Here is a 13649-nt window from a genome sequence, read left to right on the forward strand (position 1 = left end):
CAATTCGCAAACAAGTCCCCATTTTCAAGATAAAAGACATGTTATTTCACCCTATCCACCTATGTCTTTTTGTGCCTTCCGGCTTCTCGGCTTGGGTGCCAAGTGCCATAACGGTATATGATAGGATAAAAACTCAAGAATAAATACATGATCATGCAGGGGAAGGTCCCGTCTTGACGACTTGCCGAATTGAATGCTTGTTGGAATGAAGAACGCATGAGTCACGCTAATCCTCCAGCTACGGCTTCATCGGATCTGCTGATCCCGCCGACGCATAACGCGCTGGCGATGCTGGATTTGGCCCTGGATGCTGGTGCTGATGGCCTGTCTGAGGGGCTGCTGGAGCAGCCTGGGGATGTGATTGGCCCCTACACCTTGGGAGAAAAGCTGGGCGAAGGCGGTTTTGGCATTGTCTGGCAGGCAGAGCAAAGCGAGCCTATCCGGCGGTCGGTGGCCATGAAGGTGATCCGGCCGGGCATGGATTCGCTTGCGGTACTGGCGCGCTTCCGTGCGGAAAGGCGGGCTCTGGAGCGGATGTCGCATCCTAATATTGCGGTGGTGCTGGATGCGGGCAGCACTCCGCTAGGGCGTCCCTATTTCGTGCTGGAACTGGTGCGGGGGCGGCCCATCACGGCCTTTTGCGAGGAGGCGGGCCTGGACCGCCGCCAGCGGATGCGGCTTTTTCTGGATGTCTGCCGCGCGGTGCAGCATGCACATCAGCGCGCGGTGCTGCACCGGGACCTGAAGCCTTCCAACATTCTGGTGGCCAAGGGGGACGATGGCCCGGTGGCCAAGATCATTGACTTTGGCATTGCCAAGGCATTGACGGAGGATTCCGGCCTGGCGGAGAGCATGGCCTGCACGATGCGGGGCATGGTCATAGGCACACCGGAATACATGGCACCGGAGCAGGCGGCACTGGGCGGGGAGGTGGTGGATGTGCGCGTGGATGTTTATTCCCTGGGGGCCATTTTATATGAAATGCTGACTGGCGCCGCCCCGCTGGAGCCGGATACGGCAGGGCCAAAGTCCTCGCTCACCGCCATGCTGCAGCGGATTTATGAGGTGGAGCCTGTACGGCCCAGCCTGCGGGCACGTCAGCGGCAGGCCCTGGGCAAGCATTCCCCCTGCAAGCAGGAGGAGCTGGCCGGGGACCTGGACTGGATCATCACCCGGGCCCTGGAAAAGAATCCAGAGCGGCGTTATGACTCCGCCACGGCGCTGGCGGATGACATCCAGCGTCATCTGGATGACGAGCCGGTGAGCGCGGGGCCGCCGGACCGCTGGTACCGTTTTCAAAAGCTGGTCAGGCGCAACCGCACCGCCTTTGCCCTGGGCACGGTCATCGGGGTCAATCTGGTCATGCTCGCCGGGGTGAGCACCTATGCTTTCATGCAGGAATCCCGCGCACGCCGTGATGCGCAGCGGCTGCAAACCGTAGCGGAGGCCCAGTCTCACAAGGCCCAGGCGCTGACCGATTATTTGACCCGGCTTTTGAGCCAGGCTGGCGATTTTGTCAGCAAAGGGAAAAACCCGGAAGCACTCAGGCTGGCACTGAACGAAAGCGTCCACGAAGTGGAGAATCTCAATGCCGATCCCGCTCTGCAGATTGATCTGCTGGGGCGGCTCACGGAGGTGATGATGGCCATGGGGGACAACCGCAGCGGCTTGCCGCTGGTCAGGCGGCAGCATGAGCTGGCCGCCGGTCTCTATGGGGAAAAAGATCCGCGTACGCTCGCTGCCGGGCAGCTCATGGCACGGGCCTATTCCAGCATCGGGGACAAGGATGAGGCGGTCCGCATCTACCGGTCCCTGGACCAGATCTGGAAGTCCCTGGGCAGTGCTTATACGGAGCAACGCCAGGAGACCCTGCGCTTCCAGGCCCGGGAGCTGGCCCGCCAGGGACGGAAACGTGAGGTCATGGATCTGATGCGCAGTGAACTGGTGGCCGCGCCGGCGAAAGATGCCCGTCAGAAAGCGCTGAATTTCCTTTTTGTGGCTGATCTGCAATTGAGCATTGGCGAAAGCGAAGAGGCGGAAATGAATCTGCAAAAAGCCCTCAAGATTCTGCCTCCCACGGATGGTACCCGCAGTCTGCTGCTGCGTTCCTATTCCCGTGTCAAAGCCAAGCAGAAGGACTATGTGAAAGCCGCCTCACTGCTGGAGGAGTGCATCCAGATCAATACCAGCCGGCAGGGGGGCGATCAGTACTCCCTGATTGACCGCTGGATGGAGGTGGCCAATCATTACATCAAGACGGACCGCGTCCAGGATGCCTTCCGCGCCACGGATGAGGCCATCCTCATCAGCCGCAGCCAGGGCAACGACCAGCGGCTTCCGCGCGCCCTGCGGGCAGCGGCGGAGATCCGGGAAAAGGCTGGCTACCTGGACGGTGCGCTGGCCTACCGGCGGGAGTGCATGGAGAAGGAGCGGCTGTTTAACACGGACCGTGGCAAGTGGCTCTATGAGCTTTCCCAGATTGTCCGGCTGGAGTCCGCCCTGGGCCTGCATGCGGATGTCCTGCGGGATGCGGAACTGCTCTGGGAGCATTCCCAGAATGAGCCTGCCGTGACCAGTGACCCGCCCTTCATGCGGTCCATCTGCCGCATTTTAACAGCCGCGTGTGAAAAATGGCAGAAAGCCACAGGCGAACTGGCCTTTCAGGACGATATCCTGGAGTGGAAGACCATCACAGCCCAGGGCGTGGTGCAAAAGTAATCAGGCCCGCTTTGTGCTAGCTGGTGGTTGACCCGGCCAACCTCCGTCCTATCCGTCCCGCACATCATGTTTTCCATCCCGCGTTCCAGTGGCATCCTCCTGCATCCAACATCACTGCCCGGGAGGTTCGGCATCGGGGAGATCGGGCCGGAGGCCCATGAGTGGCTGGACCGCCTGCACCGCATGGGGCAGAAGCTCTGGCAGATGCTCCCCCTCGGCCCCACCGGTTATGGAGCGTCACCCTACCAAAGCCTGTCCAGTTTTGCAGGAAATCCGTTGATGATCAGCTTTGATGCGCTGCGCCAGGACGGGGTGCTGAAACCGGAAGACCTGGCCATGATTCCGGCGTTTCCAGACCACAAGGTCAATTTCATTGCCACGGAGGAAGTGCGCAGCGCCTTTTTGAAGCTCGCCTGTCAGCGCTTCCTGGCCCAGTGCGGTGCCAGTCCTTTGTTAAAGCATGCCTTTGAAGCCTTTTGTGAGCGGGAGGCTGACTGGCTGGAGGATTATGCCATGTTCATTGCCATCAAAGGCGAGAACGGTGGCCGGCCCTGGAATGAATGGCCCAGGGAGCTGGCCATGCGGAATCCGGAGGCCATCGCCGGGGCGATGGTGCGGCTGGAGGAGAGTATCGAGGAAGTGAAGGCGCAGCAGTTCTTCTTCTTCCGCCAGTGGCAGAAGCTGCATGCGCGGGCGCAGGAGCTGGGCATCAGCCTCATCGGGGACATCCCCATCTTCACTGCGCATGACAGTGCGGATGTCTGGGCACGCCCGGACCTCTTTGAGCTGGATGAGCATGGAGGCCCGGTCACCGTCGCCGGTGTGCCGCCTGATTACTTCAGTGCCACCGGCCAGCGCTGGGGGAACCCTCTGTATAAATGGAGCGCGCACGAAGCGGAAGGCTTCGCTTGGTGGAAGTCCCGCTTGCGCAAGACGCTGGAGATGGTGGACATCGTCCGCATTGACCACTTTCGCGGTTTTGCCGCCTACTGGGAGATCCCGGCCAGTGAACCCACGGCAGTCAATGGCCGCTGGGTGGGTGCCCCCGGAGACGCCTTGTTTGAGGCACTGAAGGGAGAGATGGGAGACCATGTCCCGGTCATCGCTGAGGATCTGGGCATCATCACCCCGGACGTCACCGAGCTGCGGTTGCGCCATGGGTTTCCTGGCATGAAAGTCATGCAGTTCGCTTTTGGCGCGGATACGCTTTCTGAAGACTACATCCCGGAGAACTATCCGGATGAATGCGTGGCCTATACCGGCACGCATGACAATGACACCGTGCAGGGGCTCTTTAACAGCGGTGTGGGGGAGGATACCACCCGCACTGCCGAGCAGGTGGAGGCCGAGCGCCGCACCATCCTGGGCTATACGGGCACGGATGGCAATGACCTGCACTGGGACTTCATTCATGCTGTCTGGAAATCCCGTGCACGCATGGCCGTGGCCCCTCTTCAGGACCTCATGGGCCTGGGCAGTGAGTCGCGCATGAACACCCCTGGCAAGATGGGGGATTTCTGGAGCTGGCGGTTCACCTGGGACCAGCTCAGCCCGGAGATGGAAGCCCGCATGCTCGCCATCACCCAGGAATCCGGCAGGCAGTAAACACCGCCATCCGTCCGATCTGAGGCCTCACTCCTTATCACGTCATGAGACGGTTTGGGGACCTGAAGCAGCGGAAGCAGGGCTGCACCCATTCCTACACCGGGGGTCATTTTGATGACATCCGGGAGGTTGAAGTCTGGGCGAAAATCAAGGATATTTTTTGCGGTGACAAAAATTACCATAATCCAATGATTTTTTGACCGACTGCGTTCCAGTGAAATCCGCCACTATGATTCCAAGGAATCCACTGCCTCTTTCCTCTGGGTGGCAGTCTTCCATTCTGGATGCCCTGCCCGCCCACATCGCGCTGCTGGACAGGCGGGGAATTGTTTTGGCCGTGAATGAATCCTGGCGCCGGTTTGCTGCGGACAATGGTATGCAGGCGCAAGGATATGGCGTGGGCATGAACTACCTGGAGGTGAGTGACCATGCCTGCGGAGCCCATGCTGAAGAGGCGGCCGAAACCGCAGAGGGCATCCGCCGGGTTCTTAGTGGGGATCTGCCAGAATTCAGCATCGAATATCCCTGCCACTCACCGGATCAAAGGCGCTGGTTCCGGCTGACGGCGACCCCTTTGAATGAGCAGCGGCACCGGAGGGCGGTGGTGATGCATGTGGACGTGACTGAACGCAGGCTGGCGGAAAACCGCCTGAAGGAGAGTGAAGAGAGGTTCCGGGCCACCTTTGAACAGTCAGCCGTGGGCATGGCCCATGTGGCCATGAACGGAGGCTTTCTCCGGGTTAACCAAAAGCTCTGTGATATCACTGGATACTCCAGCCAGGAAATGCTTGGGCTGACGTTCCAGGATCTGACCCTGCCAGAGGAACAAACCGGGAGCGAGGAGGCCAGAAAGGCAATGCTGAAGGGGGAAATGCCGGTCTTTTCAGTTGAGAAGCGCTACCGGCGCAAAGATGGCCGGCTAGTCTGGGTCAATCTGGTCGCCACCCTGGCGAAGGATGTCATCGCGGAGGAGAAGTATTTTATTTCCGTCTTTGAAGACATCACCGCCCGCAAGCTCGCCGAATTTCGTCTGCACCGCATGAACCGGCTTTATGCGGTGCTCAGCAAGATCGCCGAGGCGATCGTAAGGGCGGAGCAGTTGCAGCCGCTGTATGATGAAGCCTGCCGCATCCTGGTGGAGGACGGGCTGCTGAAGATGGCCATGGTGGTGCATGTGGAGGGTGAATCCGGCAGCATAAGGACCGTGGCCAGCTACGGGCAGAAGGGGGATTATTTGGAAGGTCTCACGATCACCTCCAGGGATGAGCCGATGGGCCACGGGACCATCGGCACCTCCATCCGCAATGGCCGGTACAATGTCTGCAATGACTTCAGCTCTGACCCCCGCATGGCGCCCTGGCGTGATGCGGCTCTCCGGCATGGCTTCCAGGCCACGGCCTCATTTCCGCTGAAAACTGCTGGTGAGACGGTGGGAGCGCTTGTCGTCTTTGCCGATGAAGCGGGGTATTTTAAAGAAGATGAAGTCCGGCTTCTGGTGACTGTGGCGCATGACCTTTCCTTCGCCATTGAGGCGCTGGAAAAGGAGGCGAAGAGGCTGAGCGCAGAGGACGCCCGCCGGGAAAGTGAAGAAAAATTCACCCAACTGGTGGAAAACATGACGGATGTGTTTTGGATCACCTCCCCAGAAGGGACGCTGCAGTATGTAAGTGCGGCCTATGAACAGATCTGGGGACAGGAGGCGGCAGCGCTGTATGGGAAAGTCGGGCAGTGGCAGGAATCCATCTTGCCGGAGGACCGGCAGCGGGTGGCGGTCCAGTTTGCCAGCCTGGCCAGTGACGAGCCAAAGATCAGCATGGAATACCGGATCACCCGGCCGGACGGCTCCATGCGCTGGATCTATGACCGGGGTTTTCAGATCCGGGATGAGGCTGGGGGCCTGGTGAGACTGGCCGGCATTGCCACGGACATCACTGAGCGTAAAAACCTGGAGCAGCAGTTTCTCCGTGCCCAGCGCATGGAGAGCATTGGAACGCTGGCGGGCGGCATCGCCCATGACCTTAACAATGCTCTGACCCCCATCCTGATGTCCATTGAGCTTCTGAAGCTGACTGAGACAGATGACACGCGGATGAACGTGCTGAATACCATTGCAAAGAGCACCCAGCGGGGGGCGGACATGGTGAAGCAGGTGCTGAGCTTTGCACGCGGTGTGGAGGGGGAGCAACTGGAGCTGGACATGCTGCCGCTGCTCAAAGAAGTGGAGAAAATGTGCAACGAAACCTTCCTGAAAAACATCCAGGTCCGCAGTGAGATCGCGGCGGACTTGTGGCAGGTGAAGGGGGACGCCACGCAGCTTCACCAGGTGCTGGTGAATCTCTGCGTGAATGCCAGGGATGCGATGGCTTATGGCGGTACGCTGACGATCTCGGGTAAGAATGTGGAACTGGATGAGCACTACGCGGCGATGCACCTGGAGGCCACCCCTGGCCGCTATGTGCAGATTCTGGTGGAAGACACCGGAGAGGGCATGAAGGCCTCGGTGCTGGAGCGGATCTTTGAGCCCTTTTATACCACCAAGGAACTGGGCAAGGGCACGGGGCTCGGCCTTTCCACGGCGCTGGCCATCGTCAAGAGTCATGGCGGTTTCATGCAGGTCCAGAGTGAGCCCGGCGTGGGTACGCGCTTTCTGCTGCATCTGCCCGCTGTGAGCTCATCCGCCCAGCGGCTCCCGACCCTTGATATATCAGCACCCCTGCCGCGCGGCCAGGGGGAACTGATCCTGGTGGTGGATGATGAAGCCGCCGTGCGGGAGATCACCCAGCAGACGCTGCTGGCTTTTGGCTACCGTGTGCTGACGGCCACCGACGGGGCGGAGGCCATCGCCATCTACGCGATGCACAAAGCTGAGGTGGCCGTGGTGCTCACAGACATGATGATGCCCATCATGGACGGTCCCACGATGATCCCGGTCCTCCTTCGCATGAATCCGGGCGTCTGCATCATTGCCGCCAGCGGCCTGAATGCGAACGGCATGGTGGCCAAGGCCGCGAATGCCGGTGTGAAGCATTTTATCCCGAAGCCCTACACCGCCGAAGTTCTCCTGAAAACCCTGCGCGAGGTGATTGCCAAACGGTAACCGGTCTGCGCGGTTTCTCTTCAGACTAAAACGTATTTTCGATCACCACCTCGTCATAGCTTAGCTGACCAGGCTTCGGCCAGGCCGGCTGGGTGCCTTTGCCAATGGCGATCATGAAGGAGATGACATGGTCGTCCGGCAGCTTGATCAGCTTGGCGACAGCATCGAAGTCAAATCCGTCCATCGGGCAGGAGTCGTAGCCCATGGCCTTCGCCGCCAGCATGAGCGTCATCCCTGCCAGGCCGGTGGAGCGCATGCACTCATCCCGCTGGACCTGGGGGCGGTCTTTGTAATAACCGTCAATGGCGGGGACGAGGATGTCCTGCACGGGCTGGGGGGCGTCTTTCCAGTAGCGGGCGGCGTCTCTTTTCCAGGCGGAGAGGTCGGCACACAGGATGAGAAGCAAAGAGGCATCCGTGACCTGCGCCTGGTCCCAGGCCACCGCCCGGATCTGTTTGCGCAGTTCCGGATCGGTGACGTTGACGAAGCGCCAGTGCTGGATGTTGAAGGCCGTGGGGGCCTGCATGGCAGCCTGAAGAAGCTGACGGGTCTCGTCCTCTGTCAGGCGGTGGGTGGGGTCGTAATGCTTGATGGCGCGGCGGGCGGCGATGGCTTCGAGAGTGTTCATGGGAGATGGGTGAGCGGAGTGTTTTACGCCGGTGGCAGACGTTTGGGAATGGTGAAATGATCGGATTGGGGCATGAAAAAGCCGCCATCTCCGAGAGTTCGAAGGCTGGCGGCGAGGTGGTAAATCTTGTTAGACTCGTCCAGCCAGCAGCTCGCGCTGGTAGTAGAGTTCCTTGGGCATGTCGTCGTAGAGGTCGAGGTACAGTTCTTCGGTGCTGAGGAGTTCCTGGCGGAATTCGCGGTTGTCGAAGTGCATGAGCTCATTCCACTGCTCGCGGGTGAATTCGAGGCCGGTCCAGTTGATTTCGGAGTAGCGGGGCATCCAGCCGAGCTCGGTCTCGTGCCCGCGGGCCTCGCCCCGGCACCGTTTGACGACCCATTCGAGGACGCGCATGTTTTCGCCAAAGCCGGGCCAGAGGAACTTGCCCTCGGCGCTTTTGCGGAACCAGTTCACATGGAAGATGCGGGGCGGCTCTTTGATGTTTTTGCGCATGTGCAGCCAGTGGGCAAAGTAGTCGCCCATGTTATACCCGCAGAAGGGGAGCATGGCCATGGGGTCGCGGCGGACCTTGCCGACGGTGCCGGCTGCAGCGGCAGTGGTCTCGCTGCCCATGTTGGCACCGAGGAAGACGCCGTGGGTCCAGTTAAAGGACTGAAACACGAGAGGGAAGGTGGTGGCGCGACGGCCGCCAAAGATGATGGCGGAGATGGGGACGCCTTCGGGTTTTTCCCAATCGGGGTCAATGGTGGGGCACTGAGCAGCGGGGGCGGTAAAGCGGCTGTTAGGGTGGGAGGAGGGGCGGCCGCAATCCGGCTCCCACATCTCGCCGCGCCAGTCAGTGAGATAGGCGGGCGGCTCCTTGGTCATGCCTTCCCACCACACATCGCCATCGTCGGTCAGGGCGACGTTGGTGAAGATGGTGTTTTCCTTGCAGGAGGCCATGGCGTTGGGGTTGGAATCCCAGGAGGTGCCCGGGGCGACGCCGAAGTAGCCGGCCTCCGGGTTGGTGGCCCAAAGCTGGCCATCGGGGCCGGGACGGAGCCAGGCGATGTCATCACCTACTACAGTGACCTTCCAGCCCTGCTCCAGGTAGGAGGCGGGCGGGACGAGCATGGCGAAGTTGGTCTTGCCGCAGGCGCTGGGGAAGGCGGCGGCGACGTAGTTTTTCCGCCCGTCCGGGCTTTCAACGCCGCAGATGAGCATGTGCTCCGCCATCCAGCCGTCATCCCGGCCCATGACGCTGGCGATGCGCAGGGCGAGGCATTTTTTACCGAGGAGGGCATTGCCGCCGTAGCCGCTGCCGTAGCTCCAGATGCTGCGCTCTTCCGGGAAATGGACGATGTATTTGGTGTCGCTGCAAGGCCAGGACACATCCGCCTCACCGGGAGCGAGAGGCTTGCCGACGCTGTGGAGGCAAGGGACAAAGGTGCCGGAATCCCCGAGCTGGTCCAGAACGGGCTGGCCCATGCGGGTCATGATGCGCATGGAAACGACGACGTAAGGGGAATCGGTGATTTCCACGCCGATGACGGAGAAGGGGGAGCCAAGGGGACCCATGCAAAAGGGGACGACGTACATCGTGCGGCCCTTCATGCAGCCGGTGAAGAGGGCGGTCAGCTTCGCTTTCATCTCCGCTGGCGGCATCCAGTTGTTGGTCGGACCAGCGTCTATTTTCCGGGTGCTGCAAATGTAGGTGCGGTCTTCCACGCGGGCCACATCGTTAGGGTCTGACCAGGCGAGGTAGGAATTGGGGCGCTTCTTTTCGTTGAGCTTTTTGAAGGTGCCGTTGGTGACGAGGAGGGCGCAGAGTTCGTCGTATTCAGCCTGGGAGCCATTGCACAGGCGGACATCATCCGGCTGGCAGAGGGTGCGGATCTCTTCGATCCACGATGTAAGTTTCGTGTTAGCAGTCATATTGGGGTTGGGGCCAGCTTATCACGCAGGGGTCGTGCCGAAATCGCTTTGTATGTGCCGTTGTTGTGATTGGGATAAAACAGGGACGGAAGTTGATTCTCACAAGGCCGGTGGTATGTTCTGGACTATGGCTGCAACGATTGACAGCATTTTTGAAGAAGCTCTCCACCTCAGTGAAGATTCCCGAATGAATCTTGTGGAACGTCTCATTGTCAGCGCGTCCACTTATCAACAGGTTGAGGAGGAACAGGTGCAGGAAGCCAGATGCCGCCTCTATGAGATGCGGTCCGGGGCGATCAAGGGGGTCCCTGTGGAAGATGCGTTTCGGCGAGTTCGGGAATCCTTGATAACCATCCAGGAATGACGCGAGATCTCCATCCGAAGGCGGAGGAAGAACTTCACGACAGCGCTCATTGGTATGGAGAACGCAGCCTTTTTGCGGCAGAGAGGTTTCTGGTTGCGATGGAGAATGCCATGGACACCGTGATGAAAGATCCCGTGCGATATCAACCCGTTGGCGACGGCGTCAGGGTTTACCGGCTGGACCGGTTCCCCTACAAGCTTTATTATGAGCATGATGAAAGCCGCCAGCATGTGAGTTTTTTGTGCATCATGCATCACAAACGGCGTCCTGAATATTGGCGAGACAGGGTGACGGGATGGTCTGAGTAAAAGATTTCACTGTGTCTTCTTCAGACCGCGCAGGGCGAGCAGCACGCCGAGGCCGAAATGAACAAGCAGGACGCCAGCCGCCAGTGCAGGGGAGGCAAACCAGGTGCGCACGAACAGCGTGAGAGGTTCAAAAAAAGGCGTGCCCTGAAGCGTTTCCATGCCGCCGGACCAGCCGTAATACGCCGTCACCAGCGGCTGCAGCACCCCGCCCAGCACCCGGGGAAAGCCGAGCAGAGCACCGCAAAGAAAGAGATTGGCAAAGGCCAGCATCCAGGCCTGGCTGTGCGCCCGCTCCGCGCTGCGGCAGTGGGCGGAGATGGCCAGGCACAGGCTGCTGAAGGCCACGCCCGTGAGACAGAGCAGGGCCAGCCGCATGAGGGCAAAGCCCGGCAGTCCGCCGGTCAGGATCTCCACCACTATGCCTAACATAAAGGTCTGAAAAAGGACCGCAGGCAGCACATACCCCAGCTTGCCCAGCAGGTAGGCCAGGGGCCGCAGCCCGCCCGCCCGCTCACGCCGGTAAAGCGCCCGCTCTCCCGCGATCTCCCGCGCCCCGGTGCGGACACTGAAGACCAGCACCAGCATGATTTGCAGGAGCCAGCCCATGGCACAGGTGTAGGCCGCCGGCCAGAGCACTTCCGGTGAAGTGTCGCCGGAGGTCACTTCGCTCAGATAATGGTCATTGGGAAGCATCATCATCGCTGCTCCCAGCGGTGCCAGCACTGTCAGCATCAGTTGCGCTGTCCACTGGCGCTGCGTCCGTTTTAAGAGGGTCCAACGCCGCAGGCTGAGATGCCGCGCCTGGGAAAGCAGGCCGGGCAGGGGAGGGGCGGCTGGCGGTGGCAGTGTTTCGGATTCCGGATCAGCCTTTTCGGGTTTTTCATTTGCCGGGAGCGTGATGCGCTGAGGGTCCGCCGCTTCATCCCCCTCTTCCCTGGCTTTCAGGGACTCGCCGGAACTGCCCAGCTTAAACGCATCGTAATATGAATCGCGATGCCGCATCCAGGATTCCCCCCAGCGGGCGGCAGGCCGTTTGGCCAGGCGGGGGTACAGTTCCTCAATGGCCTGGATGCTGAAATAATGGGTCACGGCGCGGGAAGGGCCGTGAAAGCACACATGCCCTTCATGCAGGATGACCACGGTGTCATACACCGCCAGGTTGGCTGCCGTCTGGGTGGCGTGGATGACCACCCGGGAGGGGTGGTCGGTGGTGATGAATTTCAGCAGCGCCGCCATCTCGCTCTGAGATTTCGCATCCAGACCGTCGGTAAATTCATCGCAGATGACCAGTCCTGGATCGCTAACGAGAGCCACCGCCAGTTTTAACCGTCGTTTCTGGGTGCTGCTGAGGGTGCCGACCGGCTGGCTGGCCACATTTTCCAGTCCCGCTCCCACCAAAAGATGAGAAGCCCGGTCCACGCGCTCCTCGCTGGTCTGGCCGCCCACGCGCAGCATCAGTGCGCTCATCACACTTTCACGTACGGTCAGAACATCTGAAAGCACATCGTCCTCCGCAGGTACATAGCCGATGTCATTGGCGTGCAGCGGGGCCTGGGAAACGTCCTTGCCACGAAACAGCACGCTGCCGCCTTCCGGTGGTTGCAGCCCCGCCAGCATTTGCAGCAGGGTGCTTTTGCCGCTGCCTGCCGCGCCGATGACCGCCAGCAAATGTCCTGCGGGGACACTGAAGCTCACATGATCCAGGGCCTTCAGGGCTTCCTGCGCGGGCCGTGTGAAAATGTGCGAGACGCTGATGAGTTCGAGCATGCGCCGATGAAAGCGGGAAACGCGCCGCATACAACTCGCAAAAATTAGCGGGCCGTCTGGTTCCGGTAAGAAATGCGAAAAGGCCGGCTGTTTCAGCAAGCGGCTTCCCGGCGTGCCCAGGCATCGGCTTCAATGAGCGTTTCCAGGTCCGGATGCTGGATGACCTGATGTTTTTCCATGACACGGGCGACGGTCTGCCAGATGGCGGGAAAGGGGGTGCGTTCGTTTAAAAAGGCCTCCACGGCCACTTCATTGGCGGCGTTTAAAACGGCGGGCAGGGTGCCGCCGACCTCTCCGGCTTGCCGGGCAAGGTCCAGGGCGGGGAAGTCCTGGGTGCGGGGGGCCTCGAAGTGCAGGGAGGCGAGCTGGGCGAAATCCAGCGGGCGCAGGTTGTTGGACACGCGGTCCGGCCAGGTGACGGCGTACTGGATGGGAAAGCACATGTCGCTGTGGCTGAGCTGGGCGATGACGCTGTTGTCCACAAACTCCACCATGCTGTGGACGATGCTCTGCGGATGCACGACGACCTCGATCTGGCTCATGGGGACATCAAAGAGCCAGCGCGCCTCGATCATCTCCAGGCCCTTGTTAAAGAGCGTGGCGGAATCAATGGTGATCTTGCGGCCCATGCTCCAGGTAGGGTGCTTAAGTGCCTGGGCGACGGTGACGTGGGGGAGATGGTCTGCGGGAAGCTGACGGAAGGGCCCGCCGCTGGCGGTGACGAGCAGACGGCGCACATCGGTGGAGCGGTGGCCTTCCAGGCACTGGAAGATGGCGTTGTGCTCGCTGTCCACAGGCAGGACGTGCACGCCTTTGCGGCGGGCGGCTTCCATGACGGCCTCGCCCGCCATGACGAGGATCTCTTTGCTGGCCACGGCCAGGTGCTTGCCCTCCTCAATGGCAGCGAGGGCGGGAGCCAGGCCGGCGACGCCGACGATGGCCACGAGCACCATGTCTGCATCGCTGGCACGCACGAGGTCCACCAGGCCCTGGCTGCCGACGTGCAGGCTGACATCCGCAGGCAAAAGCGGGCGGGCTCTGGCAGCGGCGGCTTCATCCGAAAGGGCGACCTGCTTGACGCCCGTGGCATGGACCTGGGCGACGAGGGCCTCCACACTGCGGGCGGCGGCCAGGCCGACGATCTCCATGCGGTCAGGGATGTCCTGGGCCACTTTGAGGGCACTGGTGCCGATGGAGCCGGTGGAGCCGAGGAGGAGAACTTTGCGTCGGGATGCCATGCTGCTGATT

8 protein-coding genes are annotated in these 13649 nt (G+C 60.8%); 4 read left to right on the forward strand and 4 right to left on the reverse strand.

The features are described 5' to 3' along the window. Nucleotides 1-216 precede the first annotated feature (216 nt). From WJU23_RS17970 to WJU23_RS17980, 3 genes are all read left to right on the forward strand, one after another. Complete coding sequence (locus WJU23_RS17970; protein WP_346333990.1) at nucleotides 217-2718, forward strand: serine/threonine-protein kinase; 2502 nt, start codon at nucleotides 217-219, stop codon at nucleotides 2716-2718. A gap of 66 nt (nucleotides 2719-2784) precedes the next feature. After that, nucleotides 2785-4323, forward strand: a complete 1539-nt coding sequence (gene malQ / locus WJU23_RS17975; RefSeq protein WP_346333991.1) for a 4-alpha-glucanotransferase — start codon at nucleotides 2785-2787, stop codon at nucleotides 4321-4323. A gap of 229 nt (nucleotides 4324-4552) precedes the next feature. Beyond that, nucleotides 4553-7420, forward strand: coding sequence for a PAS domain S-box protein (locus WJU23_RS17980; protein WP_346333992.1), 2868 nt, complete (start codon nucleotides 4553-4555; stop codon nucleotides 7418-7420). 25 nt (nucleotides 7421-7445) lie between these two features. Here WJU23_RS17980 and WJU23_RS17985 read toward each other — a convergent pair whose 3' ends face one another. Next, complete coding sequence (locus tag WJU23_RS17985) at nucleotides 7446-8048, reverse strand: nitroreductase family protein (protein ID WP_346333993.1); 603 nt, start codon at nucleotides 8046-8048, stop codon at nucleotides 7446-7448. Nucleotides 8049-8177: 129 nt separating this feature from the next. Continuing rightward, the gene (locus tag WJU23_RS17990) at nucleotides 8178-9962 is read right to left on the reverse strand and encodes a phosphoenolpyruvate carboxykinase (GTP) (protein ID WP_346333994.1); all 1785 of its coding nucleotides are present in this window, start codon (nucleotides 9960-9962) and stop codon (nucleotides 8178-8180) included. 360 nt (nucleotides 9963-10322) lie between these two features. Between WJU23_RS17990 and WJU23_RS17995 the strand changes: the two genes are divergently transcribed. Then, a complete protein-coding gene (locus WJU23_RS17995) occupies nucleotides 10323-10634 on the forward strand; it encodes a type II toxin-antitoxin system RelE/ParE family toxin (RefSeq protein WP_346333995.1) in 312 nt (103 codons plus the stop codon). A 6-nt stretch (nucleotides 10635-10640) separates the two neighbouring features. On the opposite strand, the gene WJU23_RS18000 is transcribed toward WJU23_RS17995, so the two are convergent. Beyond that, nucleotides 10641-12401 (reverse strand): ATP-binding cassette domain-containing protein, encoded by a 1761-nt coding sequence (locus WJU23_RS18000; protein ID WP_346333996.1) that lies wholly within the window; start codon nucleotides 12399-12401, stop codon nucleotides 10641-10643. Nucleotides 12402-12493: 92 nt separating this feature from the next. Continuing rightward, nucleotides 12494-13639 carry a 1-deoxy-D-xylulose-5-phosphate reductoisomerase gene (locus WJU23_RS18005; RefSeq protein ID WP_346333997.1) on the reverse strand — a complete coding sequence of 382 codons (1146 nt, stop codon included), beginning with the start codon at nucleotides 13637-13639 and terminating at the stop codon, nucleotides 12494-12496. Nucleotides 13640-13649: the final 10 nt, after the last annotated feature.

The organism is Prosthecobacter sp. SYSU 5D2 (assembly GCF_039655865.1).
In the GTDB taxonomy this organism is placed as follows: domain Bacteria; phylum Verrucomicrobiota; class Verrucomicrobiia; order Verrucomicrobiales; family Verrucomicrobiaceae; genus Prosthecobacter.

Coding starts and splice junctions, on each gene's coding strand:
- WJU23_RS17990 (WP_346333994.1), bottom strand. CDS start 9,962: ATGACTGCTAACACGAAACTTACATCGTGGATCGAAGAGATCCGCACC.
- WJU23_RS18000 (WP_346333996.1), bottom strand. CDS start 12,401: ATGCTCGAACTCATCAGCGTCTCGCACATTTTCACACGGCCCGCGCAG.
- WJU23_RS17980 (WP_346333992.1), top strand. CDS start 4,553: ATGATTCCAAGGAATCCACTGCCTCTTTCCTCTGGGTGGCAGTCTTCC.
- WJU23_RS17970 (WP_346333990.1), top strand. CDS start 217: ATGAGTCACGCTAATCCTCCAGCTACGGCTTCATCGGATCTGCTGATC.
- WJU23_RS18005 (WP_346333997.1), bottom strand. CDS start 13,639: ATGGCATCCCGACGCAAAGTTCTCCTCCTCGGCTCCACCGGCTCCATC.
- WJU23_RS17995 (WP_346333995.1), top strand. CDS start 10,323: ATGACGCGAGATCTCCATCCGAAGGCGGAGGAAGAACTTCACGACAGC.
- malQ (WP_346333991.1), top strand. CDS start 2,785: ATGTTTTCCATCCCGCGTTCCAGTGGCATCCTCCTGCATCCAACATCA.
- WJU23_RS17985 (WP_346333993.1), bottom strand. CDS start 8,048: ATGAACACTCTCGAAGCCATCGCCGCCCGCCGCGCCATCAAGCATTAC.